The organism is Rossellomorea sp. RS05, assembly GCF_039822645.1.
Lineage (GTDB): Bacteria > Bacillota > Bacilli > Bacillales > Bacillaceae_B > Rossellomorea > Rossellomorea marisflavi_B.
On the sequence record NZ_JBDKWY010000001.1, the window covers coordinates 272,364 to 296,293 of the forward strand.

The 23,930-nt window shown below is 47.7% G+C and carries 22 protein-coding genes and 2 riboswitches; of the genes, 17 read left to right on the forward strand and 5 right to left on the reverse strand.

Features of this window, described 5'->3' with window-relative positions; translation table 11 throughout:
• The first annotated feature begins 60 nt into the window (after positions 1-60).
• The 3 genes from ABJ225_RS01470 (at position 61) to ABJ225_RS01480 (ending at position 3,478) form a co-directional block, all read left to right on the forward strand.
• Positions 61-2,211, forward strand: coding sequence for a PAS domain S-box protein (locus ABJ225_RS01470; RefSeq protein ID WP_218245782.1), 2,151 nt, complete (start codon positions 61-63; stop codon positions 2,209-2,211).
• 15 nt (positions 2,212-2,226) lie between these two features.
• On the forward strand, positions 2,227-2,694 hold the full coding sequence (locus ABJ225_RS01475) for a methylated-DNA--[protein]-cysteine S-methyltransferase (RefSeq protein WP_347318106.1): 468 nt from the start codon (positions 2,227-2,229) through the stop codon (positions 2,692-2,694).
• A 196-nt stretch (positions 2,695-2,890) separates the two neighbouring features.
• Positions 2,891-3,478 (forward strand): DUF2087 domain-containing protein, encoded by a 588-nt coding sequence (locus ABJ225_RS01480; RefSeq protein ID WP_056537676.1) that lies wholly within the window; start codon positions 2,891-2,893, stop codon positions 3,476-3,478.
• A 46-nt stretch (positions 3,479-3,524) separates the two neighbouring features.
• Here ABJ225_RS01480 and mtnA read toward each other — a convergent pair whose 3' ends face one another.
• The 3 genes from mtnA to ABJ225_RS01495 form a co-directional block, all read right to left on the reverse strand.
• Complete coding sequence (gene mtnA, locus ABJ225_RS01485) at positions 3,525-4,571, reverse strand: S-methyl-5-thioribose-1-phosphate isomerase (RefSeq protein ID WP_056537673.1); 1,047 nt, start codon at positions 4,569-4,571, stop codon at positions 3,525-3,527.
• An 18-nt stretch (positions 4,572-4,589) separates the two neighbouring features.
• Positions 4,590-5,768 carry an S-methyl-5-thioribose kinase gene (mtnK, locus tag ABJ225_RS01490; RefSeq protein ID WP_056537670.1) on the reverse strand — a complete coding sequence of 393 codons (1,179 nt, stop codon included), beginning with the start codon at positions 5,766-5,768 and terminating at the stop codon, positions 4,590-4,592.
• 98 nt (positions 5,769-5,866) lie between these two features.
• Positions 5,867-6,014, reverse strand: a riboswitch (SAM riboswitch).
• Positions 6,015-6,125: 111 nt separating this feature from the next.
• A complete protein-coding gene (locus ABJ225_RS01495) occupies positions 6,126-6,923 on the reverse strand; it encodes a carbon-nitrogen family hydrolase (protein WP_347318108.1) in 798 nt (265 codons plus the stop codon).
• A gap of 102 nt (positions 6,924-7,025) precedes the next feature.
• Here ABJ225_RS01495 and ABJ225_RS01500 point away from each other — a divergent pair, with 102 nt between their 5' ends.
• The 8 genes from ABJ225_RS01500 to ABJ225_RS01535 all read left to right on the forward strand — a co-directional run bounded on the left by ABJ225_RS01500 (position 7,026) and on the right by ABJ225_RS01535 (position 14,311).
• Positions 7,026-8,210, forward strand: a complete 1,185-nt coding sequence (locus tag ABJ225_RS01500) for a pyridoxal phosphate-dependent aminotransferase (protein WP_347318109.1) — start codon at positions 7,026-7,028, stop codon at positions 8,208-8,210.
• 49 nt (positions 8,211-8,259) lie between these two features.
• A riboswitch (SAM riboswitch) is annotated at positions 8,260-8,361 on the forward strand.
• 70 nt (positions 8,362-8,431) lie between these two features.
• Positions 8,432-9,634, forward strand: a complete 1,203-nt coding sequence (locus tag ABJ225_RS01505) for a 2,3-diketo-5-methylthiopentyl-1-phosphate enolase (RefSeq protein ID WP_056537662.1) — start codon at positions 8,432-8,434, stop codon at positions 9,632-9,634.
• Complete coding sequence (locus ABJ225_RS01510) at positions 9,634-10,296, forward strand: 2-hydroxy-3-keto-5-methylthiopentenyl-1-phosphate phosphatase (RefSeq protein WP_056537659.1); 663 nt, start codon at positions 9,634-9,636, stop codon at positions 10,294-10,296. The genes ABJ225_RS01505 and ABJ225_RS01510 overlap by 1 nt, the downstream gene beginning before the upstream one ends.
• Positions 10,293-10,922 (forward strand): methylthioribulose 1-phosphate dehydratase, encoded by a 630-nt coding sequence (locus ABJ225_RS01515; RefSeq protein ID WP_347318110.1) that lies wholly within the window; start codon positions 10,293-10,295, stop codon positions 10,920-10,922. The genes ABJ225_RS01510 and ABJ225_RS01515 overlap by 4 nt, the downstream gene beginning before the upstream one ends.
• Before the next feature lie 14 nt (positions 10,923-10,936).
• Positions 10,937-11,449 (forward strand): 1,2-dihydroxy-3-keto-5-methylthiopentene dioxygenase, encoded by a 513-nt coding sequence (locus ABJ225_RS01520; protein WP_056537653.1) that lies wholly within the window; start codon positions 10,937-10,939, stop codon positions 11,447-11,449.
• A gap of 178 nt (positions 11,450-11,627) precedes the next feature.
• Positions 11,628-11,852, forward strand: a complete 225-nt coding sequence (locus ABJ225_RS01525) for an aspartyl-phosphate phosphatase Spo0E family protein (RefSeq protein ID WP_056537650.1) — start codon at positions 11,628-11,630, stop codon at positions 11,850-11,852.
• 194 nt (positions 11,853-12,046) lie between these two features.
• Entirely contained in the window at positions 12,047-12,496 is a 450-nt protein-coding gene (locus tag ABJ225_RS01530) for a MarR family winged helix-turn-helix transcriptional regulator (RefSeq protein ID WP_079515865.1), read from the forward strand.
• Between the two features lie 117 nt (positions 12,497-12,613).
• Positions 12,614-14,311, forward strand: a complete 1,698-nt coding sequence (locus ABJ225_RS01535) for a M3 family oligoendopeptidase (protein WP_079515866.1) — start codon at positions 12,614-12,616, stop codon at positions 14,309-14,311.
• 50 nt (positions 14,312-14,361) lie between these two features.
• On the opposite strand, the gene ABJ225_RS01540 is transcribed toward ABJ225_RS01535, so the two are convergent.
• Entirely contained in the window at positions 14,362-17,385 is a 3,024-nt protein-coding gene (locus ABJ225_RS01540; RefSeq protein WP_347318111.1) for an efflux RND transporter permease subunit, read from the reverse strand.
• A 224-nt stretch (positions 17,386-17,609) separates the two neighbouring features.
• Here ABJ225_RS01540 and ABJ225_RS01545 point away from each other — a divergent pair, with 224 nt between their 5' ends.
• Positions 17,610-18,653, forward strand: coding sequence for a YkvI family membrane protein (locus ABJ225_RS01545; protein ID WP_218245791.1), 1,044 nt, complete (start codon positions 17,610-17,612; stop codon positions 18,651-18,653).
• A 52-nt stretch (positions 18,654-18,705) separates the two neighbouring features.
• Here ABJ225_RS01545 and ABJ225_RS01550 read toward each other — a convergent pair whose 3' ends face one another.
• Entirely contained in the window at positions 18,706-18,885 is a 180-nt protein-coding gene (locus tag ABJ225_RS01550) for a YkvS family protein (protein WP_048004243.1), read from the reverse strand.
• 164 nt (positions 18,886-19,049) lie between these two features.
• On the opposite strand from ABJ225_RS01550, the gene ABJ225_RS01555 reads away from it, so the two are divergent.
• The 5 genes from ABJ225_RS01555 to ABJ225_RS01575 all read left to right on the forward strand — a co-directional run bounded on the left by ABJ225_RS01555 (position 19,050) and on the right by ABJ225_RS01575 (position 23,868).
• Positions 19,050-19,244 (forward strand): hypothetical protein, encoded by a 195-nt coding sequence (locus ABJ225_RS01555; protein WP_218245792.1) that lies wholly within the window; start codon positions 19,050-19,052, stop codon positions 19,242-19,244.
• A gap of 89 nt (positions 19,245-19,333) precedes the next feature.
• Positions 19,334-20,065: an SDR family NAD(P)-dependent oxidoreductase gene (locus ABJ225_RS01560; RefSeq protein ID WP_347318112.1), complete on the forward strand. Its 732-nt coding sequence runs from the start codon at positions 19,334-19,336 to the stop codon at positions 20,063-20,065.
• Positions 20,066-20,504: 439 nt separating this feature from the next.
• A complete protein-coding gene (locus ABJ225_RS01565; RefSeq protein ID WP_218245794.1) occupies positions 20,505-21,437 on the forward strand; it encodes an AAA family ATPase in 933 nt (310 codons plus the stop codon).
• A 5-nt stretch (positions 21,438-21,442) separates the two neighbouring features.
• Positions 21,443-22,657, forward strand: coding sequence for a DUF58 domain-containing protein (locus ABJ225_RS01570; RefSeq protein ID WP_347318113.1), 1,215 nt, complete (start codon positions 21,443-21,445; stop codon positions 22,655-22,657).
• A complete protein-coding gene (locus ABJ225_RS01575; RefSeq protein WP_347318114.1) occupies positions 22,609-23,868 on the forward strand; it encodes a hypothetical protein in 1,260 nt (419 codons plus the stop codon). The genes ABJ225_RS01570 and ABJ225_RS01575 overlap by 49 nt, the downstream gene beginning before the upstream one ends.
• Positions 23,869-23,930: the final 62 nt, after the last annotated feature.

Sequence of the window (23,930 nt, forward strand, 5' to 3'; positions counted from 1 at the left end):
TGTGAACATATGCAGACTGTATTACTAAAGTCGTCTTTAATGAAGCAGGGGGATGTAGAAATGACTAACGGCAGTAAACTTGATTTGGAAGTATTGAAGGAAGAATGTCATCCTATCGATAAGGAAATCTGCTCAGCATCACCACTTCCCATGCTGGTGATCAATGAGGAAATGAAGATCCATTATGCAAATCGCGGAGCATGCACGACCCTTGCCGCCCCTGTGGAGGACCTTATAGGGGAGCTATTCAGCACGTTTTTCACTCCTGTTCCAGCCCCTATCGTCTCTCACTATAAGGAAGTGATGGAGACGGGCAAATCGCTTGAAGATGAAACGCTCATGAACACGACAGGCGATAAGATCATCCATGTGGAGCTGATCCTCAAAAAATCGACCATTTCTCCCAATGCCTATTTGTACTTCAAGGATGTCACGCAGCTGAAGGAAAAGGAACGGAAGGATCATATGAACGTCCATCTCCTATCGAATATTTTCCAGAATGCTTCAGAGGGGATCGTTTTGTTTGATATTGATGGGAACATCAGCGATGTGAATCAGGCCTTCTGTATCCAGGTGGGCATGGATAAGAACGATGTGACAAAACGGAACATCAGCTGGTTTGTTCCTGAAAATGCCCATTACAAGATCGATAAGATCAAAGAGCTGATCGTCGAACATAAGAAGGCAAGGGGAGAGATTCCAATCCGTAAAACGCACAGTGTATCCATTGTGGAATTCACTACGAGTCCGTATGTTCATCATAAGCTCCATATGGCGATCCTGAGGGATGTGACAGAAAAGAGGCAAATGGAGATCCAGTTGAAGCGGAATGAGGAGCTTTTCAAAGGGTTGTTTGAAGAGGCGATCGATGCCATCGTCCTGTGGGATCAGGATGGACGGGTACTGAAAGCCAATACATCCGCCCTGAAAATTTTTGAATGCTCCCTGTCGGAACTCCTGTCCAAAAGGATCAAGGATTTCGTCTATCCCCTTGAAGTGCAAAAGTTCGATCTCCTCATGGAGCAACTAACGATTTCAGGTGCTGTAAGGGATGAAGTGTTATTTCTCATGCCCAATAATCAGCTCAAACATCTTGAATTCACATCCAAGCTCCATTCGGTCGACGGGTACAATATGACCATCTTCCGGAATGTGAGTGAACGATATCAGATGGAAAAAGAACTCCGGGAAAGTGAAGAACGCTTCCGGAAGATTTTTGAGGGGTCACTGGATGGGATGCTACTGACCAACCACAATTATGTTGTCGTTGACTCGAATCCCGAAGTGAGCGAAATTTTGGATGCACCGAAGGAACACCTGATCGGTAAAGATGTACGTGAAATATTAAATATTGACCCTGAGGAAGAAAAATATGCAGGATATCTCCGGCAATTGAAGGAAGAAGGACAGGCTACCTACCAGAAGTCCCTGTATCAGAAAGGGAGGCTGCAGCATGTAGAACTGTCATCGAAGTACAACCTCCTCTCAAACTTGAATCTGACCATTATAAGGGATATTACAGAGCAAGTCGAAATGCAGGAACAGTTGAGGAAAAGCGACACCTTGAGCGTGGTCGGAGAGCTCGCCGCCGGGATCGCCCATGAAATCCGCAACCCGATGACAGCATTGAAAGGGTTCATCCAGCTTCTCGAAAACAGCATCGGTCATGAACATGAAATGTACTTCAACGTGATCACGTCTGAATTCCAACGGATTGAATCCATCATCACCGATTTCCTTGTTCTGGCAAAACCCCAGGCCATCCAGTACCAGGAAACCAACCTCATCAAGATCATGAAAGATACGGTGGAACTGCTTAACGCTCAGGCGGTGATGCATAATGTCCAATACAGGGAGCACTACCAGGAGGGACTTCCGTGCATCATTGCCGAGCCGAATCAATTGAAGCAGGTGTTCATCAATATCATCAAAAATGCCATTGAAGTGATGACGCAGGGTGGCTTTATCTCGATTGCCATCAATGAAACAGACAATGGAATGATACACATCGAGATCCAGGATGAAGGGAGCGGGATCTCAAAGGATAAGATCAAAAAGCTCGGTGAACCATTTTATACAACAAAAGAACGGGGCACTGGACTCGGCCTTATGGTAAGCTTTAATATTATCAAGGAGCATAAAGGGACGGTAGAGGTTGAGAGTCTGGTGGGCAGGGGCACGACCTTTCATATCTATCTCCCGAAAAACTAAGGGAGGGATCAGGCAATGGAACCCATCCATAAGACGATCGATTCGCCGGTCGGTCTGTTGAAGATCACTGCAGACGACCAAGACCTCATCTCCATTGAATTTTCCGAAGGAGAACCTGATGAGGGTCCAGGTCACCATATAATAGATGAAACAAGTTCGCAGCTTCTGGAGTACTTCAAAGGTGAGCGGAAATCATTCAATCTACCACTGAGGTTGGAAGGGACTACATTCCAGAAGGAGGTATGGACTTCTCTCCAGGAAATCCCCTATGGAAAAACCGCTTCTTATCAAGAAGTGGCTGAAAAGATCCGCCGTCCCAAAGCCGTCAGGGCCCTTGGTCAGGCGAATAAAGCGAACCGTTTTCCCATTGTCATACCGTGTCACAGAGTCATTGGAAAGAACAATCAGCTGACCGGTTATGCAGGGAAACAGGTGGATAAGAAATCCGTCCTTTTAGAATTGGAAAAAGCATTCTGCAATTAAGGGAATTTCAAAAAACCATACCAAAAAAACGCACTGTATTTCTTAACGGAATCGTCAGTGCGTTTTTTTATGGCTGAATACGTCGAAACAGACGTGAACACGAGAAATGAAAATTCAGAAAAAAAGGATTGAGTTTTTATTATTATTAGATTATCATCTAAATAGATACTTATCTAATTAGTCGGGGTGGTTGTAAGTGCAACTGAATAAGCAGGTTGAATTTCATAAAACGCTTGGGGATCCTACGAGGCTCAAAATCATTTACCTTTTGTCAGAGGGGCCTCTTCACGTGGGAGCGGTGGCGGGAAAGCTTGGTTTGACGGCGCCGACCATTTCCCATCACTTATCACGATTGAAGGACTGTAACCTGGTGTACTCAAGAAGGGAAAAAAATACAGTATATTACCATCTCAATGCCAAGGTCCTTTTGCATCATGGTAAGGTGCTACAGCAGTTTGCAGAGGGAATGAAAGGGGAGGAACGGAATATGGATCAACGGGTACTGGAGAAACAAAAGGTGATGAATGCCTTCATCGGGAAGGATGGGAAGGTCAGTCAGCTCCCTGCTCAGCAGAAGAAGCGCTTGTACCTGCTGGAACATTGGGTGGAAGGACTGGAGATTGGGAGAAAGTATGAAGAGAAAGAAATCAATGCCTACATTAAACAGTTCCATGATGATTATGCAACAGTGAGGAGGGAGTTCATCATTCATCAATTCATGTTCAGGGAAAACAGTATTTATGAACGAAACCCAAAGGAAATGTGGGGAAGTGTAAAATCATAGGAAAACCAAAAGCCAGGAATCTGCATTCTTGGCTTTTGGTTTGGACTTAGTTCAGTGTATCGGCAATGCTCTGTTTGAAATCGGGATAAAGGATCCCGTTTTCGGTGATGATAGCCGAAATCAGGTCGTGGGGGGTCACATCGAAAGCGGGATTGAAGACAGGGACTCCTTCTGGAGCGATGACGCTTTGGCCCAATGTGGTTACTTCGGTGGATGACCGCTCCTCGATTTCAATGTCGTCTCCCGAGTCGATGGTCAGGTCAAACGTCGAAGAAGGGGCGGCAACATAGAAAGGAATCCCGAAATGTTTGCACAGGATGGCTAAGGAAGAGGTCCCGATTTTATTGGCAGTGTCCCCGTTTGCTGCAACCCGGTCCGCCCCGACGATGACCGCTTCTATGTCTTTGGTTTTCATTGTATGGGCAGCCATATTATCTGTAATGAGAGTGACATCGACGCCCGATTGCTGGAGCTCCCAGGCAGTTAGCCTCGCCCCCTGAAGAACGGGTCTGGTTTCGCAGGCGAACACCTGAAAATTCCGGTCTTTTTCACGTCCAATATGGAACGGTGCCAAGGCAGTTCCATATTTACTTGTAGCGATGGATCCCGCATTGCAGATGGTCATGACCCTATGTGCATCGTGAAGGAGTTCTAGGCCATTCTCCCCGATCCTCCGGCACATATCCTCATCCTCTGCATGGATCTGTATCGCTGTATGGAGAAGGTCGGTCTTGGCTTCATTGACCGTTGCTGCCTGATACAGTTCACGCTCGAGACGCTCGAGGGCCCATGAAAGATTTACCGCCGTCGGACGGGAAGAGAGGAGATGCGCCTTATCCTTCTTGAACAATGTCTTGAACTCTTCAAGGGACTCCGTTTCATATCCTCCTGCTGCCTGGGCGAGGCCATATGCAGCCGTGATGCCGATGGCAGGCGCTCCCCTTACCTTAAGGGTGATGATGGCATCGTAGTAATCCTTTATGGTATAGAGATGGACATATTCCACTGCCCCGGGAAGTTTTTGCTGGTCCAGTATGACCAGGTGGTCTTCATGCCACTCCAATGAAGTAGGTATGGTAAGTTGTGGTGTCATGGGTTTAAGAAAGCTCCTTTAAATAAGTTTATCGAGTAGATCCTGGATTGAACGAATGCGTTGGCGCTCAAGGATACATTCCCTTCCGAGGGCAAGGCACGTCTTTTTATACAAGATCCGTTTTTCTTCGTCCTGGACCGAGTCAAGATCCTCCACGTGAGCAAGACCGATCGTCCTTCGGATCAGTTCGCAACCGAGGAAACCGATTGTATCTGCAAAGCTTTTTTCTAGAACATACTCAAGGTATCCATCAATTTTGGTGTAGGCATCTTCACTTTGATCCCAGAATTGCGAGAAGGTGGACTCAAATACGTTCCAAGTGGTTTCAATATGACGAAGGATCTCTTCCTTCTTTGGCTTTTCTTCGCGGACCACAGCCTGGAAAATGAGATTTGCCAGGAACTGTCCGATATCAAAACCGATAGGACCGTAAAAGGCAAACTCCGGATCAATGACCTTAGTTTCCTCTTTGCCTGCAAAGATGCTTCCGGTATGCAGATCACCGTGGAGAAGGGCTTCCCCCTCGGTCAAAAAGGATCTTTTCAGTTTAGCGACTTCCAGTTTCAGGGGCAGGTCGTCCCAAAGATTCCGGACCTCTTCTTCAAGGGCTTGTTCAAATTCATTCGTTTCACTATTGAAGAACGGGTCGGTAAAGACAAGATCCTCAGTAATCTTGCATAATTCGGGATTCGAAAACTCTTTGACATATCCCTTTTTCTTGAAAGGATGAAGAGCATAGTCGGATGTGAAGAACAGTGTTGCCCCGAGAAATTCCCCGATGTCCTTCGAAAGGGAGGGATAGATTCCTCCTTTGTTGAGGCCTTTTCTGGCGATTTCAAGATGGCTCAAATCTTCCATGACTGTAATCGCAAGCTCTTCATCGGAATGATAGATCTCAGGGACAAGACGCTCAGCAAGGGAACGCTGGAGAGTCAGGGCCCGGGCTTCGATCCTCGCGCGGTCAAGGGTCAACGGCCAGCTTTCGCCTACGACTTTTGCATAAGGAAGTGCTTGTTTGATAATGATGCTTTTTCCGCTTTCGCTGCTTACAATGCGGAAAACGTAATTGAGATTGCCGTCTCCGATCTCTTCACAGGTCAGATTTTCCGATGCATCAAACAGGGAAAGGTCTTTGGCAAGGTTTATAGCAGATTCGATCGTCAGGGAACGATACTGTTTCAATTGGGTGATGGCCATGGGGGGTTCCTCCTTAAAATAGTTTGCAGGAGGCTTTTCTTGTGGAATGAGAAAAGCCTCTTCCAGTTGTGAAAGAGGCTTGAAGAATACTTCGTCGCCTCTTATCTCTCAGAATGGAATCATTCTGTTGGAATTAGCACCGTGCCCTGGTCAGGCGCATCGAATCTGCGCCCCGTCTTTCAACGGTATTACGGTCGGTTGCTGGGCTTCATAGGGCCAAATCCCTCAGCCAGCTCTTGATAAGAGTTGCATATTTAATTTGTTCAGAAAATTACCATTTGATTGACATCATACCACCTTGCGTTTTTTAGTGTCAATGCTTTTTTTGAAAAGATATCCTGATCGATTTTCGCCTCGTCAACGGTAAAAGTCTGGGAGACGGTCGTCGAATATCGGGATTTGCTTCCTTACTTCATCGACGGTATCGAGATTGACAACGGCTGTCACAAGTTCTTCGTGGAGGTAGCCTTCAGCAAGGATCTCTCCCCACGGGTCGATGATCAGGGATGATCCTCCGAACGTATTGTCCGGATCAGAGCCGACGCGGTTGCATGCAGCAACATAACATTGATTTTCAATGGCACGTGCACGGAGGAGGACTTTCCAGTGGTCGATCCGCTGTTCAGGCCATTCTGCACTGACGAACAGGATCTTTGCTCCGGAGAGAACATGCTTACGCACCCATTCAGGGAAACGGATGTCATAGCAGATGAGGCCGGCCATCTGCTCGCCGGAAAGCGTGAATAGACCGTCCTCTTTTCCCGGCAGGAGGTAGTGATGTTCGTCCATCAGTTTGAACAGGTGAAGCTTTGAATACCCTTTGACGAAGTTTCCTTTGGAATCGATCACGATCAAGCGATTATCGATTCCCGACTCCGTTTTATTTGCAACGGATCCCCCTATCACGTTTATCCCATACTGTTTTGCAAAACGGGATAGGAAGGCAATGGTCTTTTCACTGTTTTCATCAGCGATTCCCTCTATCCTCTTAAGGTCATATCCTGTTGTCCAAAGCTCAGGGAAGACAAGGATATCGCATTGTTCGCTTTCTGCTTGTTGAAACCATCTTTCTGCTTGTGCGTAGTTGGATTTTGGATCTCCAAACCGGATGTCCATTTGCGCGAGCCCGATCTTCATATGATCAGCACCTTTCATTGGGAATTGTAAGATTTTACTTTACATTCGTTATTTTCCGTTATATCATTTGTAGCTAGAATTTGAAAGTGAAGAATATTTGAACATTCAGAAGGTGAAGAGATGAAAACATTCCCATATGCGGATCGCCTCGATTCGCTGCCAAAGCAATTTTTCGCTGAATTGACAGCCAACGTTCAGCGTGTCATTAATGAAGGACACGATGTCATTAACCTTGGGCAGGGTAACCCTGATAGGCCCACACCTGAACATATTGTAGATAGTTTGAAGGCTTCGGCCGAAAACCCATTGAATCATCGCTATTCACCTTTCAGGGGGATGGCCTCTTTCAAAGAGGCGGTAGCGCTTTTCTATAAAAGGGAATACGGGGTGGAACTGGATCCTGACAAAGAAGTAGCTATCCTCTTCGGGGGGAAGGCGGGTCTCGTGGAGATTCCGCAGTGCCTGGTGAATCCGGGTGAATCCGTGCTGGTTCCGGACCCTGGGTATCCTGATTATCTATCAGGGGTGGCACTTGCAGAAGCGGAGATGAAGCTGATGCCGCTACTTGAGGAAAATGATTTTCTCCCCGATTACAGCCGGTTTAGTGAAGCCGAACTCGACGGTTCCAAGCTTATGTTCCTGAATTATCCGAATAACCCGACGGGAGCAGTAGCCACACCAGCCTTTTTTGAGGAAACGGTAAAATTGGCAAGTAGCCATGATATCTGCGTGGTACACGATTTTGCTTATGGGGCGATCGGATTTGAAGGCAAGCGTCCCAATAGCTTCCTTGAAACAGATGGAGCTAAGGATGTCGGCATTGAAATCTATACTCTCTCCAAAACGTATAATATGGCGGGGTGGCGAGTAGGATTTGCCGTCGGGAACGAGAGTGTGATAGAAGCCATCAATCTCATGCAGGATCATATGTATGTGAGCCTCTTTGGCGCCATTCAGGAAGCAGCGGTGACGGCGCTCCTCGGATCGCAGGAGTGCGTCCAGGCCCAGCTTGAGACCTATGAAAGCAGAAGGAATGCCCTCATCGGTGGATTGAGATCCATCGGTTGGGATGTGGATGCACCGGCAGGCTCATTTTTCGCTTGGCTCAAAGTGCCGGAAGGCTTCACGTCGATGGATTTCTCGAACCTACTCCTTGAAAAGGCCCATGTAGCCGTGGCGCCTGGCATCGGCTTCGGGGATCACGGGGAAGGGTATGTCCGGGTAGGTCTCCTTACCAGTGAGGAAAGGCTTCAGGAAGCAGTGGAAAGGATTGAAAATTTACATTTGTTCGATAATAGGGATTGACAGGACTCCCGATCGATGCAATAATCCTACTGGAAACCAAATGAATAGATTCTTATCAAGAGCAGGCGGAGGGACTGGCCCGATGAAGCCCGGCAACCGACTCATTACGAGCACGGTGCTAATTCTTGCAGCAGACGCTGGGAGATAAGATAGAGTGATGGATTGAAAGCCTCTTCTTATCGGAAGGGGCTTTTTTGATTGTATAAGGAGGTAGGCAGAACATGAGTGAAGTGATTGCAACATATAGATTGCCAGGGGCAAAAGGGTCTTTCGAAAAAAAGGCAGAAGGCATCGCCTTGGGCTTGACAGTGGGCTCTTGGACAGACCTTCCCCAACTCGAACAAGAGCAACTGCTGAAATTCAAGGGAAGGGTCGTTTCCATCAATGAAGAGGCCGGTGAAGGGGTGGGAGAAATTTCGATCGCTTACCCCGGTGGCAATTATTCAAATGATCTCCCTGCGATACTGACAACGGTCTTCGGGAAACTCTCCCTGGATGGTCAGGTAAAGCTTATCAATCTTGAATTCAGTGACGATCTCAACCGTCACTATCCGGGACCACGGTACGGTATCGAGGGGATCAGGGAACTTGCAGGCGTCAAGGATCGCCCCCTCCTCATGAGCATTTTCAAGGGAGTGATCGGAAGGGATCTCGCTTACATGGAAGATCAGCTGCGTGCCCAGGCTCGCGGAGGTGTTGACCTGGTGAAGGATGATGAAATCCTTTTTGATAACCACCTGACGCCTTTTGAAGAGCGGGTGAAAAACGGCAGGAGGATCCTTGATGAGGTGCAGCAGGAGACAGGTAAGAGGACGCTCTATGCGGTGAACCTGACCGGACGGACGTCTGAGCTTCGCGATAAGGCAAGAAGAGCACGGGATCTTGGGGCGGATGCCTTGCTATTCAACGTATTTTCTTATTCTCTCGATGTACTTCAAGAACTCAGGGAAGATGAAAACATCGGACTTCCGCTCATGGCCCATCCCGCCTTTGCAGGAGCTGTTGCCCAGGCTCCCCATCATGGAGTCGCCTACTCCTTATGGCTAGGGAAATTTTTACGGATGACGGGAGCGGATTTTTCCTTGTTCCCTTCCCCTTATGGAAGTGTGGCACTGGAGAAAGATCAAGTACTCGCCATCAGTAGAGAGCTGACGGATGAGCCTTCACCGTTCAAAAAGACATTCCCTGTCCCATCGGCAGGTATCCATCCAGGACTGGTACCACATCTTGTGGAGGATTTTGGTGAGGAGTGTGTGATCAATGCCGGCGGCGGCGTCCACGGACATCCGGGAGGTGCTGTAAGCGGAGGGCTCGCCTTCCGACAGGCAATTGAAGCGGTGAAAGCGGGAATTCCCTTTGAAGAAGTCCAGGGAGAAGAGCTTAGAGTCGCTCTAAGCTTGTGGAGCAAGGGAGGGAAGGGCTGATGACGGAACGGATCATCTTGTGTGATTTTGATGGAACGATTACGAAAACAGATAATATCATCTCCCTCATGAAGCAATTTGCCCCTCCGGAATGGGAAGGACTCAAAGATGCCATACTTGACCGGACGATGTCGATCGAGAAAGGGGTAGGGGATATGTTCGCACTTCTGCCTTCCCAACAAAAAGATGAGCTCGTGGACTATCTTTTACATACGGCAGTCATCCGGGAAGGGTTCTGGGACTTTGTTCAATTTGCGAAAGAGGAAGGAATCCCGTTATATATCGTGAGTGGAGGGATCGATTTCTTTGTCCGCCCACTCCTGGACGGATATGGCCCATTTGCAGGAATCTACTGCAATGAAGCGGATTTCACCGGTCCCTTCATTTCCATCAACTGGCCCTATGGCTGTGATGGGCAATGCGGGAATGGAGGATGCGGATGCTGCAAACCGTCCGTCCTCCGCTCCCTTTCCATACCGGATGGTGCAGAAGTGATTGCCATCGGTGACTCTGTAACAGACTTGGAGATGGCCAAGGTGGCTGACAAGGTGCTTGCGAGGGATTATCTTGCTGACACTTGCAATGAATTGGGGATTCCCCATATCCCATTTGAAACATTCCATGACTGTATAGAGGCATTGAAGGAAGGGGTGAGGGCATGAGTTACCAAAGAGAGTGGGAAGAGCTGTCCACCATCAAGGGGGAACTCGCAGACCGTGACTGGTTCATGGGCACTTCAGGCAACTTGGCCATCAAGGCCGGATCGGCCACTGGTGCCTTCCTGGTAACCGCCAGCGGAAAGGATAAGAGGAAAAGGACGGTAGAGGATTTCCTACTCGTTGACCTGGACGGGAATCCTCTGGAGGAAACGAAACTCAAGCCCTCAGCAGAAACCCTCCTCCACACGCATATTTTCAAAGGGACCCAGGCAGTCTGTTCCCTCCACGTGCATACCGTAGCCAATAATGTGGTCAGTGAGCTTTATGGGGATCAGGGAGAGATCACCTTCAAAAATCAAGAATTGATAAAAGCGTTTGGAAAATGGGGACAAGATGATGAACTCATCATTCCCATCATCCCGAATTACGCGGATATTCCGACCCTTGCGAGCGCCTTCTCCCATCATGTTAATGAAGACGCCGGCGCCGTGCTGATCCGGAATCATGGGATCACGGTTTGGGGACGGAGCGGTTTTGAAGCAAAAAAGCTTCTCGAAGCATCTGAGTTCCTATTTCAATATCAGCTTTCTCTCTTATCACTAAAATCCACCGTTCAACTTCAATCATAAAAGGAGGAAAAATCATGACAACAATCAAGGTCCAAGGAAGCAATAAAGTCATCGAAAATCAAGAAGAAGTGATACAGTATCTGGAGGAGCAAGGCGTCATTTATGAACATTGGGACATCGGGAAATTGAGCGGCGATCTTCAAGAAAAATTCGATTTGGCTGACGTGGAAAAAGAAAGGATCCTCACAACGTTCAAGGATGAAATTGAAGATATTTCAGCCAGACGGGGATATGAAGCGTGGGATATCATCTCATTATCAGACAGTACACCGAACCTTGAGGAACTGTTGAAGAATTTCCAGCAGGAACATCACCATACGGATGACGAGGTCCGCTTCATCGTCAGTGGTCATGGGGTATTCATCATCCAGGGAAGCGATGGTGATTTCTTCGAAGTCCACCTGAATCCTGGGGACCTTATATCCGTACCGGAGAACATCCGCCATTATTTCACACTATCAGATGACAAAAAAGTAGTGGCTGTGAGAATCTTCGTTACGAAAGAAGGATGGGTGCCGATCTACTGATGGTCACCCATACTAAAACCCGTTCCCTTCTTGATAGGAACGGGTTTTAATATGGCAGTCAATGTCGAATTTTCGGCTATAACTGATTGTTTTGTCTTGTTTTGCGGTTCTATTTACTTTTCTGGTAAACCCTGAGATAATGCTCAAATAAAGCAAGCTATCAAAAGGGGTTAGATGGATGAACCAAATGCTGAAAAGAAAGTGGTTATTGCTGAAGATCAATCAAAAGCGATCGGAAATGATCGCTCTTGGGGAAACGCACGGTCTTGGTGCAAGAGAGACCTTGGCGTGCAGTCAGGAACTTGATCGCCTCTTGAATGAGTATGATAAGGCTTCCCTGGATCGAAGCGAGGCCGAAATGGAATACTATAGTAGACATTTGCTCAAAAGACCCGCATCGTAACATGACATCTGAGAAATCCTCCAGAAAAATCACTCCGTGAAAACACGCATCACATCGACTACTACCTTAAGGGACGTCCATAATAGGGCGTCCTTTTTCCGTTAGACCCTAAGTATTGGAAAAAACAATGTCAGTTCCTTTGACAAAAACACGGCAGATTTGTATAATAGTTTGAAACCGAGATATTTAAAGGAATGAAAACTATGAGTGAATCCAAGCAATCCCTTAAGCTATTCATTGTTCTATCGAGGGCCTTCAAAGCCATCAATGAGGAAATAAATAAACACATCCAGGAAAATGGATTGAATCCTACGGAATTTGCCGTCCTGGAACTCCTTTATCATAAAGGAGATCAGCCCCTCCAACAGATTGGAGGAAAGATCCTTCTTGCGTCCGGGAGCATCACTTATGTCGTGGACAAGCTTGAAAAGAAGGGCCTTCTCAATCGCGTAGCCTGTCCGAATGATCGTAGGGTCACATACGCTCAAATCTCGGAAGATGGCAGGGTAATGATCGACCGTATCTTCCCCGATCATGAGAACAGGATCCATGAACTGATGTCCACCCTTACTCCGGATGAAAAAGAGGAAGCGATTGGACTCCTCAAGAAATTGGGGTTGTCGATTAAAGATCTTTCCTACTGAATGCCTGCAAAAGCAGGCTTTTTTTCATGGTAAAAAGTAGAGGTAGGGAAGGAAATGCACAATCATTGGCGAAGTACTAGAGAGCCCTGATAGATTCTATACAAAATGGAGGTCACAATGAAAAAATTTGAAGAGTATACATACGCCAGACCGGAACTCGATGAGATAAAAGAACGATTCTATGAAGCCTTGAATCAACTGAAAAAAGGTGAAAGCATGTCCCAGCAGGTTGAAGCTATAGAGAAGATTAATAGGATCCGCATGGAAGTCGATACGATGGAGAACCTCGTGTATATCCGTCATTCCATCGATACGAACGATAGCTTTTATAAAGCGGAACAAGACTATATGGATGAACTGTCCCCTGAGATGCACGGTCTGGTTACAGAATTCTATCATGTACTGCTTGAGTCCCCGTATCGCAGAGAATTGGAGGAGAAATGGGGCAACCAACTTTTTTCACTGGCAGAAAGTGAAATCAGAACCTTCTCACCTGAGATCATCCCACTCCTCCAAAAGGAGAATAAGCTATCCTCAGAATATACAAAGCTGATGGCTTCGGCCAAGATTCCTTTTGAAGGGGAGGAGAGGACGCTTGCCCAGATGGGGCCATTCAGCCAATCTCCAAACCGGGAAACGAGGAAGCAGGCGGCAACAGCTACAACCTCTTTCTTTGAAGAGAACAGAAGTGAACTGGACCGGATTTTTGATGATCTGGTGAAGGTGCGACATGAAATCGCCGTGACCCTCGGTTTTGATAACTTCGTCGAACTAGGCTATCACCGGATGACAAGGACGGATTATACACCGGAAATGGTGGAGATCTTCAGACGTCAAGTAGAAGAATTCATCGTGCCCCTTTGTGTCGAGCTGAAGGATAGGCAGGCAGATCGTATCGGTCTTCAACATCTTACATTTTATGATGAAGGCTTTAAATTCTCTTCGGGCAATGCTGATCCAAAAGGGGATCCCCAATGGATCATCGCTAACGGGAAACGGATGTATGAGGAACTTTCCACGGAGACGGCTGAATTCATTTCGTTCATGCTCGACCGCAACCTATTGGACCTTGAAGCGAAAAAGGGAAAAGCAGGAGGTGGGTATTGCACCTACATCGCTGAATACGAGTCCCCTTTCATCTTTTCCAATTTCAACGGGACGTCTGCTGATATCGACGTTTTGACCCATGAGGCAGGGCATGCCTTCCAGGTATATAAAAGCAGGGGCTACGATATCCCTGAATACCACTGGGCTACCTATGAAGCGAGTGAGATCCACTCCATGAGCATGGAATTCTTCACATGGCCGTGGATGGAGTACTTCTTCAAAGAAGATACAGAGAAATATAAGTTCACCCATTTAAGTGAAGCGTTGATGTTCCTTCCTTATGGAGTGGCCGTGGATGAATTCCAGCATTTCGTCTATGAGAATCCGGATGCTTCTCCAGATGAGAGGAAGCAGATGTGGAGGAGCCTCGAACGGAAGTATTTGCCCCACCGTGATTATGACGGCTTCGGATACCTCGAGGATGGTGGCTTCTGGCAGAGGCAGTCGCATATTTACAACTCTCCGTTCTACTATATCGATTATACCCTCGCTCAGATCTGTGCCTTCCAATTCTTCAAAAAGATGAATGAAAATCGTGAGAGTGCGTGGGCATCTTATTTGGATCTCTGTAAGCTAGGTGGGAGCAAGTCCTTCCTGGAGCTGCTTGAGGCGGTCCAGCTCGACTCTCCTTTTGTGGAAGGCACTGTTGAGAAGGTGATCGCTCCGATCCGGAAATGGCTTAATGAAGTGGATGATCAATCGTTATAAGGGCAAAGGAAAAGAGGCAGGCGCAATAGGCGCCTGCCTCTTTGTCATACTTATTTTTTCAATTCTTTCTTTACTGTTTTGTAGAAGAAGACTTCATACAGGACCGGTAGAAGGATGAGCGTCAAAAGGGTTGACGACGTCAATCCGCCGATCACGGTGATGGCGAGCCCCTTGGAGATGAGCGTACCCGATGATGTTGTGAACGCCAGGGGTAGAAGGGCCGTAATCGTCGCAAAGGCCGTCATGAGGATCGGACGGAGCCTCGTTTTGCCCCCTTCGATCAGGGAATCCCTGATGGTCATTCCTTTTTGTTCCCTGTTTTGCCCTATGCGGTCAACGAGGACGATGGCGTTGGTGGTCACGATCCCGATCAGCATGAGCAGGCCGATCATGACCGATACGCTGAGTGGTTCATTGGCGACCGACAGTCCGAGCAGAGATCCGATCGGCACAAAGATCAGGGATGACAGGATGATGAATGGAATCCTTGCTTTCCCGAATGTGATTAGCATGGTGATGTAGACGAGACCGATGGCGATCAGCATGGCGAGACCGAGATCCTGGAACGTCTGTACCGTTTCGTCGCTTCCGCCTCCACCTTCGAATGACACATCATCAGGAAGATCGAGCTTCTTCACACCATCCACTGTTTCTTGTGACACGGTACGGATATCATCACTTGAGATCTGTGCGCTGACACGCGCATAGATCTTTCCTTCTAGCTTCTGGATGGACGTGTAGCCTTCGACTTCATCAATTTTCGCGATATCTGTAAGTGGGACAGGCCCCTTCGCAGTGAATAGGGTGATATCTTCAAGTTCTTCTTTGGAGGATGTTTGATCCTCATAGCTTAATTGTACTTTTCGATCCGTCCCGTCCAGTGGCAAAGTCCCGACAGATACGGGTTCTGTCTGGTCCGTCACGGTCCCGAGCACTTGGAATCCGGACACGCCCGCTTTTGCGGCCTTCTCAGGATCGATATCGATGATGATCTGCTTTTGTTTTTCAGAGAAGTTATTGTTCACATATTTCAATTGATCTTGATCCTTCATGTACGCTTCTACTTCCTTCGCAGCAGATTGAAGGGAATCAAGATTATTGGAGAAGAGGTCGATGTCCACGTTGTTGTTGCTTGGAGGCCCACCAGTCTGCTGCTCCTGGACGCCGAGTTTTGCATCTGGTTCATCTTTGTATACAATGTCTTCCATATTCTTTTGCAAGTCTTCTAGATAAGCATTTACATTCGTATCTTCATCGAGGGTAAGGAAGTAATTGGCCTGGTTTTTCCGTTTCAATCCAGTTTGGAAATCACGGCTACCTATACCTGCCGTCACTTCTTTGATTTCTTTTTCCCCGTCGAAGAATTCTTCCAGCTTCATGGACACGTCATTGGTCCTTTCAAGTGAAGTGGATGAAGGGAGTTGGACACTTGCCACGAGCTGCTTTTGCTCTTCATTTGGAATGAAGGTGAAGCCCAGCCTACCGGCAAGTGCAAAAGACCCGAGAAGGGTGACAAGGGATAGGGCGATAATGACGGTTTTATGGTTCAGCGACCACTCAATTGCCCGTGCATACCATCGTTGTAGTCTCCCTTCCTTTTCCTCTGGCGGAACTTTCTTGAATGAGAATTTGGACAAGATCGGAACGATGGTGATGGCAACAAGCAGGGATGTGAGCAGAGAGAATACAATGGTCAATGCGAACGGAAGGAAGAACTCTCCCGTCACTCCGCCGACGAATCCAAGCGGAAGGAATACGACCACTGTCGTCAACGTTGACGACGTGATGGCTTTCAGGATTTCTTTTGTCGAGTCCTCAATGATTTTATCGTTGATCTCTTCACCTGATTTCCTGACGCGCCTGAATATATTCTCAATGACGACGATACTGTCATCCACTACGCGTCCCACTGCCACGGCCATGCCCCCGAGGGTCATGATATTGAGTGAGATATCGAGCTGAGCCAGGAAAATAGAAGACACGAGCAGCGACAAGGGAATCGAGATGATGGCGATGATTGTCGCACGGATATTCCGTAAGAACAGAAGAACGGCCAGAGAGGCGAATACGGCGCCGAGAAGACCTTCTTTCACCAGGGTCTCAACGGATTTTTTGATTCCGTCTGCCGAATCGAATCCGATGGCATAACTAAAGTCATCCTGGTAATCTTTCATTACGTCAAGAACCTGATCAGCTACTTCCACGGTGTTGGCGTCCTGCTTTTTCGTGATGGCCATGGAGAATGAATCTTCCATATTATAACGGGTGATTTCAGGACGGTCGGTCACCTCTTCAATTTTGGCAATATCACCAAGGGATGTTGGTGGAGCCTGTGGATTGACCTTCGATGTTAGGACAATCTCTTTCAACTGGTTGATGGTATCGACTTTCTCTTGCACCCTTACAGGGACCTGAATGTTATCCCCATCGAGATTCCCAGCGGGGAAAGAAAGGTCCTTTTCATTGATCTGGTCTTTGATATCCGTCAAGCTGAGTCCATTTTCAGCTGCTTTATCTTTATCGATGGTAATTTGAAGAAGTTCTTCCTTCAGTCCACCGACAGAAACGGAATTGACTCCCTCGATTTTCTTCAATTCAGGAATGACGTCATCTTGCAACAGGGACTGTAAATCAGCATTGTCCTTTGCAAATAGTGAGATATTGAAGATTGGAAGCGCTCCGAATGAGGTACGGCTGATATCGGTGGTCACTTCATCCGGAAGGTCGCTGTCAGAGATGAGGGAGTCCACTTTCCTTTCCACTTCATCCATGTCTGTATTGAAAGGGAATTCAAGGTTGATGACAGAAATCGTTTCGTAGGTGGAGCTTGATACTTGTTTTACTCCTTCAACACCTTTGAATTTCTCCTCGAGATCCGATGTCACTTTATCGTCAAGATCGTCGGGGGAAGCCCCAGGGTAAACGATTTCAACTGAAAGCTGAGGAAACTCGATATTCGGGAGCAGATCCAGTTTAAGTTTCTGGAACGAAAACAACCCCCCGAGAATGAGAAGGAATGAAATGATAAAGACCGCTACTGCATTCCTCAGGCTAAAACGGGTAAAAAAATTCAAGTGGATTCCTCTTTTCTGTATGGTTTTCATTTATGTGATCCCTCATATGTTGGAAAGGGACACAAGACTTATATTTATTATAATGACAAAGGCATAAAAAAGCCCATAGGAATATGTTCGTTTTACACTATTTCTAAATAGACATAACAAACGGGTGTAATCTGTACTTCTGATTCGGGGGGCCTGTACATACAGTTATAAGAGTAGAAGTACGAGGTGATGGAATGAAACGATTATCGGGCGCTTTTCAAATCGCCGCCGTATACGTGGGGACGGTCATCGGTGCCGGATTCGCAACTGGAAGGGAAATTGTTGAATTTTTTACGAGATTCGGGGTTTATGGATTAGTGGGCATCCTGGTAAGCGGGTGGCTGTTCATTATGCTCGGTACGAAAATCCTCGTGATCAGCCATGATATCAAAGCGAGATCTTATGAGCAGTTCAATGAATATGTGTTCGGCAAGTGGTTCTCAAAAGGGATGAATCTGTTGATGATGCTCATGCTGATCGGGGTTTCAGCGGTGATGGTGGCAGGGGCGGGAGCAGTCTTTGAAGAACAACTGGGTCAATCGAGGCAATTCGGTATTGTTCTTACGCTTGGTCTAGGGTTCCTGACCATGCTTGTGGGGACCAGGGGACTATTTGCAGTCAATACCATCGTGGTGCCCCTGATGATCTTTTTCAATTTGTATCTGCTTTATGTCTCCTTCACACACCAGCCTGATCTCGGCATGGTGCTCTCAAAGGGAGATGACGGTCTGGGGTGGAAGACGGTGCTTTCACCCTTTGCCTATGTGGCTTTCAACCTTGCCATGGCCCAAGCGGTCCTCGTTCCGATCGCCGGTGAATTAAAGGACCGAAATATGATCAAATATGGCGGATACCTTGGAGGTGTCCTGTTGACGGTCATCCTCATCTCCAGTCATCTGACGCTTAGCCTGATCCCCGATGTCACCCATTATGAGATTCCCATGGCGGTCATGATGAAGACGTTTGCTTCAGGCATGTATCTTCTCTATATCATTATTATTTATGGAGAAATCTTCACGTCGGTCATTGGCGGTATCTTCGGTCTGGAAAAACAGCTTTCGGGCTATCTATCCATCCCGGGAGTTTTTGTATTCACTATGATCATTGTCGTGATTTACAGCCTGAGCTTTTTTGAATACAGCCGTTTGCTATCCTATTTATATCCGCTATTCGGGTATATGAGCATCCTGTTTATGCTCTTGGTTGCCTGGAAGAAGGGACATAAGTCAGTACCTTGATCATATGGATAAGAACAGGCCGTCAGTTCCCTGACGGCCTGTTCTGTGCGACTCATGCTTCCACGACGGTATAATTTTTATGATTCACAACGGTCTTTTCCTCTAACTCAAGATCCCGGTAGTTCTTCATATACGTTAAATCTACGATCACTGAGTTTTCATTCACCTTCTCGACGACTCCTTTTAACCCATTCCTAAATTCAATGACATTCCCAATCTCCGCTTTTTTCATTAGAGGCATCTCCTTTTTACCAGAAATCTACAAACGATTATTAATATTTTGACGTAAAGTAAGGAAAGAGTAAAGAGTTTTTGGAAAATTTCATCAAGAAAAAAATCTTGAGGTTTTAATATGACCCGATAAAATAAGAAAGAGAATCAAAAGGAGGATCTACCATGGATGTCATAGAGATTGAAGGATTAGTGGAAGGATTGCGAAGTGGGGAACTAAATGAAGTGTATGTGAAAAAAGAAGACTTCTTGTCCTTTCGATCAGTCCTTGTGAAACAAAAGGATTTCAAGCACTTCCGAGGCATAGCTGCACAAGGGGGACACGCCGTTTATCATTATCTGGAGACAGCCAGAAGTTAAAAACCACCTGCACGTCCGCAGGCGACGTTTCTTTCACAGAATAACGGGTAAGCTTGTAGAGAATGTACTGTCAGAAGGGAGCAACGGATATGGAACGAATCATCTGCATCACAGGAGGGACTAATGGGATCGGCCGTGGTCTCGTGAAGGCATTCGCTGAAAAAGGCTGGATCGTGGAATTCATGGATATAGACGAAAGTGGGCTTGGATTTGCCGAGGAACTTAATGGACAAGGTCATAAGACACGCTTTCATAAAGTCGATGTAGCAGATCACACTGCCGTTGCCGGAGCATTTTCGAAGATCGGTGCCGATCACGGGCGAGTGGACGTCATGATCAATAATGCGGGTGTTTCAAAATTCAAGTCGTTCTGGGAGCTCGAACCGGGTGAGTGGGACCGCATCCTCTCCGTAAACCTTGGAAGTGTCTTCCATTGCAGCAGGGAGGCGGCCAAACTGATGAAGGATGACGGGGGGAGCATCATCAACCTGTCCTCGACGCGCGCCTTCATGTCCGAACGGGATACCGAAGCCTACTCAGCCACCAAAGGAGGGATTTACAGTCTGTCCCATTCCTTGGCCATCACGCTGAGCGAGTACGGGATCCGCGTCAACTCCATCAGTCCAGGGTGGATTGCGACAGAGGACTATGAGTCCCTGAGGGACATCGATCATGCCCAGCACCCTGCCGGGAGGGTCGGGAAGCCGGAGGATATCGCCAGAGCCTGCCTTTTCCTCTCAGACCCGGAAAATGACTTCATAACCGGAGAGAATCTCATCATCGATGGCGGGATGTCGCGAAAGATGATCTATGAACATTGAACAAATGGAGGCTGAGACAAATATGTTTTAGTCATAGTAAAACCCGAATCATTTGCCTACGATAAAGCAAATGATTCGGGTTTTAAATTTGTTTAATGAACTTTCAAATTTCATCGTTTCCAGCGGTTGATCGGAGTGCAAGACGAAGACTCCTGCGGGAAGAGTAGCTGATGTGAGACCCCGCAGGCGTGCCGAGGAGGCTCACGGGCTACCCGAGGAAAGCGAAGTCTTGCACGGAGATCATGAGCGGTTTAAGATTCTATGCTGATCGTGTTCGGCACTAAAGGGGCCTTTTTTAGTTTAGTCCCATCCTCATTTTATTAGTGTTAATGGATAGAATTATTTGATTATTGCTAATATTTGTATACTGTTTTACACTTAAGGGGGTATAATCAATAAGCTAAAGACATTCTCATAGAAGGGAAAAGGGGGAAGACGGATGTCTTCATTACAAGAATTAAAAAAAGAAATGGAAAAAGTACTGGTAGGAAGGGAAAAAGAAATCGATCTTTTGATGATCGCCCTTCTTCAGGATGGACATGTGCTCCTGGAGAGTGTTCCGGGGACAGGGAAGACACTCATGGCTAAAACCTTTGCACAATCGATCAGTGGTTCTTTCAAACGAATCCAGTTCACACCGGATGTACTGCCGAGTGATGTGACGGGAATCCAATTTTTCAACCCGAAATCTCAGGAGTTTGAGCTCAGGACAGGGCCGGTGCTGACCAATGTCCTTCTTGCTGATGAGGTGAATCGTGCCACTCCAAGGACACAGGCTAGCCTGCTTGAGGTAATGGAAGAAAAGCAGTTTACCATCGATGGGGAAACCATTGTACTGGAACCGCCGTTCATTGTCATTGCCACCCAAAATCCGATTGAGTCCCAGCAGGGAACATTTCCGCTCCCGGCCGCTCAGCTGGATCGATTTTTGCTGAAGATTCCTTTCGGTTATCCGGATTTTGAGGAAGAGAGGAGCATCCTAGGGCGATTCAAGCGTCCACTTGCAAAAGACGCCACCACGGCGGTCCTGGACCTACCGACGATCCAGCGTTTGTCTGAAGACGTGAAAGAAACCCATGTGTCTGCTGATATAGAAACCTACATACTCAAAATCACAAGGGCGACACGTGAGCATGAGTCGATCGAAGTGGGGGCGAGTCCAAGGGCCAGTCTTGCCTTATTGAAGGCCTCTCAAGGATATGCCTTCATCAACGGTCGTGACTATGTGACCCCTCATGATGTCGAGCTGACGGCGCCTTATGTACTTGAACACAGGATTTCCCTCACTTTGGAAGCTTCCATGACAAAGACGACCGGGGAAGTGATGCGGCAGGTTCTTGAGCGTGTCATGGTACCGGTAGAAGCGAGGTAGGGGGGATGAGGTGGAAACGGGATATCGGGGAAGATCCATATCTGAATATGAGCACGATGCTTCTTGTCATCATGCTGGCCGGAAGCTTATTTGTACAATCGTACATCGCTTCCGGGGTACTTCTCTTATGCATCGTCTACGTGCGCGTCCACCGCTGGTTCCTTTTAAGAGCGGGCGAGGGTGTGAAGCTTGATTCGACACCTAAAAAGGTACGGATGCATGAAGGAGAGGGAGGTGAGTGGACGCTAGGCTTCCGTAACGACGGGCTCCCGGTATGGGGTGCCTCATTGAAGCTGAAATTCAAGGATATCGTAGAACCCGCCTCCAAACAGCTGCGATATGACGTATCGTCCGGAGTGGTGGAAGTCGCGATTCCGTTCTCTGCAGGAAAAGGGGAGCGGGTGGAGGTCACCATCCCTGTAATTGGGAAAAGGAGGGGACTCTGCCGGATCACCTCCATGGAGCTCCATATTCCCCATCTGTTCGGGAGCGGGAGGACTGTGCTCCAGCTGATGGATCCGATTCCTTCGACATTGATGGTGTTTCCACATGCTACTCCTGTCGTGGTGGAGGATCACCCCATATCGATGCGTTTTGGAGATGTGTTTACCCCTCATTCCCTGTACAGCGATCCATTTCAAATCGTTGGTACGAGGGGGTATGTAGCAGGGGATAGGTTTCAGGACATCCACTGGAAAGCTTCAGCGAGGACCGGGGATCTGCAGACAAAACAGTTTGCACCCTCCACGCAAAAAGAGTGGCTGATCGCCATCAACTTGTCCGACCGTTATGCGATCACGGGCCGGCTGGAGTCGATCGTAAGCCAAGCTGCCTACATGATGCAGCTGGCAGTAAAAGGGGATATCCCATTCTCCATGGTGATCAATACGAGGGGACCGGGTGCCACACCGTACTTCCACCTGCCAGCGGGATCTGGGAAACCCCATATGCAGAGGGGGCTGGAACTACTATCCACCCTGTCGACGGATGACTTCACCATGCCATTCGAGCTCGTCCTTCAGCATATGCGGAGCAGGCAGTGGGTTCCGCCCGTCATCCTTCTTGCCGGAGAGCTGAATCAGGAAATCGAGCGTGTACTGACACAGATTGCCTCAGGGGGGACACAAATCCTTGAGCTTACTACATTGAATGAACAGGGGGTGGCGTCACGGTGGAATATGAAATCCGTTCCGCGTCAACCGATTACCAAAAGCTCCTGACCATGAAGCTTTGCTTCTTTGCGGGAGTGGAAACGCTTTTTGCATTTGTGCTTTTGACCTTCTTTGCACCAAGTGATCCTCTTCTTATGGACTATCTGCCTCTGTTGCTGCTATCCTTCATTGCGTTATCTGCGTGGTCAGTCATGATTGGACGCACGGGTAAAGTTAACCCGCTTCCGCTTTACGGAATGTTCGCACTGATTCTAATGGTTGGCGTATTCTTTTTCACGGTCAATCTGGTCTTCGTGGCAGGTGCCTTCGTGTTCCTTTACTGGAGAATGAATGCCCACCTACAGGACATGGAATCCAACATTGAAATCAGCAGCGGTGCATGGGTGATCTTCCTTGCCATTGCCGCAGCGTCAATGATGACGAGTCCCATGAGGGGGATGGAGAACGGTACACCGGTCATTGTCTCGATCTTCCTGTACCTGTTGTTGACTGTCAGTGTGACGCCCATTCAGCGGATGATGACCCATGCGTCAGGGAAACGTCCTTATTATGTCCCCCTGACGCTTATGGGTGCCATTGCAGGGGTGGCAACGGTCCTTGGAATGGTGAGCTATGTCCTCATGCAAGGGATATACTGGGTGTTTTCGAAAATCTTCTGGGTATTCTCCTTCGCCGTCGATCCCATCTATAATGCCATCGAGTATTTGAGGGATGTGGCGTCTTCCCTGTTTAATCAAATGTATGGAGATGGTGGGGAAGGGTCAATCGAAAAAGGGCAGGTCGAGGCTGAAGAGCCGCTTCCGATTTCGCAGGGGATGTCACTTGATTGGCTGGTGCTGGTGTCGGGTATCATCGCTGTCGTCCTCATCATTTTGTACTTCTACATGAAAAGGAGGGGAACGTCCGCCTCCCTACGGGAAAGGAAGGGGTTCTCTGTCCAAACCTATCCTGATAAACCGGTGGAAGGCCACCTGAGCTCTGATTACGACTACAGTCAAGCGGATGACCGGATCCGTGAATCGGTGACAGAATTCGAACGCTTTGCCCACTCAAAGAATGCAGGAAGAAAAACCGATGAGGACTTGCGTGGGTGGTTCAGGAGGCTTGGCCTGCAGGATGAAGAACGATTCTTCACCATTTATGAGCAGGTAAGGTACGGCAGGGGAGGAGTCCCACCAGAAGGCGGTGATTTCTTTGTCCATAGGATGGAGATCCATACATCCTCCCTCATGAATCTGTTTGAAGAAAAAGAAGCGTAAGAACCCGGGATCCTGTATGAAGATGCAGGATCCCGAATAAGCTGGATCAGGTTCAAAATTCT

Excerpts from the sequence above, each read along its gene's own strand:
- mtnK (WP_056537670.1), bottom strand. The coding sequence starts at position 5,768 with ATGGCCATCACCCAATTGAAACAGTATCGTTCCCTGACGATCGAATCT.
- ABJ225_RS01550 (WP_048004243.1), bottom strand. The coding sequence starts at position 18,885 with ATGAAAAAAGCGGAGATTGGGAATGTCATTGAATTTAGGAATGGGTTA.
- ABJ225_RS01520 (WP_056537653.1), top strand. The coding sequence starts at position 10,937 with ATGACAACAATCAAGGTCCAAGGAAGCAATAAAGTCATCGAAAATCAA.
- ABJ225_RS01535 (WP_079515866.1), top strand. The coding sequence starts at position 12,614 with ATGAAAAAATTTGAAGAGTATACATACGCCAGACCGGAACTCGATGAG.
- ABJ225_RS01530 (WP_079515865.1), top strand. The coding sequence starts at position 12,047 with ATGAAAACTATGAGTGAATCCAAGCAATCCCTTAAGCTATTCATTGTT.
- ABJ225_RS01500 (WP_347318109.1), top strand. The coding sequence starts at position 7,026 with ATGAAAACATTCCCATATGCGGATCGCCTCGATTCGCTGCCAAAGCAA.
- ABJ225_RS01470 (WP_218245782.1), top strand. The coding sequence starts at position 61 with ATGACTAACGGCAGTAAACTTGATTTGGAAGTATTGAAGGAAGAATGT.
- ABJ225_RS01570 (WP_347318113.1), top strand. The coding sequence starts at position 21,443 with ATGAGGTGGAAACGGGATATCGGGGAAGATCCATATCTGAATATGAGC.
- ABJ225_RS01495 (WP_347318108.1), bottom strand. The coding sequence starts at position 6,923 with ATGAAAGGTGCTGATCATATGAAGATCGGGCTCGCGCAAATGGACATC.
- ABJ225_RS01545 (WP_218245791.1), top strand. The coding sequence starts at position 17,610 with ATGAAACGATTATCGGGCGCTTTTCAAATCGCCGCCGTATACGTGGGG.
- ABJ225_RS01505 (WP_056537662.1), top strand. The coding sequence starts at position 8,432 with ATGAGTGAAGTGATTGCAACATATAGATTGCCAGGGGCAAAAGGGTCT.
- ABJ225_RS01560 (WP_347318112.1), top strand. The coding sequence starts at position 19,334 with ATGGAACGAATCATCTGCATCACAGGAGGGACTAATGGGATCGGCCGT.
- ABJ225_RS01525 (WP_056537650.1), top strand. The coding sequence starts at position 11,628 with ATGAACCAAATGCTGAAAAGAAAGTGGTTATTGCTGAAGATCAATCAA.
- ABJ225_RS01515 (WP_347318110.1), top strand. The coding sequence starts at position 10,293 with ATGAGTTACCAAAGAGAGTGGGAAGAGCTGTCCACCATCAAGGGGGAA.
- ABJ225_RS01475 (WP_347318106.1), top strand. The coding sequence starts at position 2,227 with ATGGAACCCATCCATAAGACGATCGATTCGCCGGTCGGTCTGTTGAAG.
- ABJ225_RS01510 (WP_056537659.1), top strand. The coding sequence starts at position 9,634 with ATGACGGAACGGATCATCTTGTGTGATTTTGATGGAACGATTACGAAA.
- ABJ225_RS01555 (WP_218245792.1), top strand. The coding sequence starts at position 19,050 with ATGGATGTCATAGAGATTGAAGGATTAGTGGAAGGATTGCGAAGTGGG.
- mtnA (WP_056537673.1), bottom strand. The coding sequence starts at position 4,571 with ATGACACCACAACTTACCATACCTACTTCATTGGAGTGGCATGAAGAC.
- ABJ225_RS01565 (WP_218245794.1), top strand. The coding sequence starts at position 20,505 with ATGTCTTCATTACAAGAATTAAAAAAAGAAATGGAAAAAGTACTGGTA.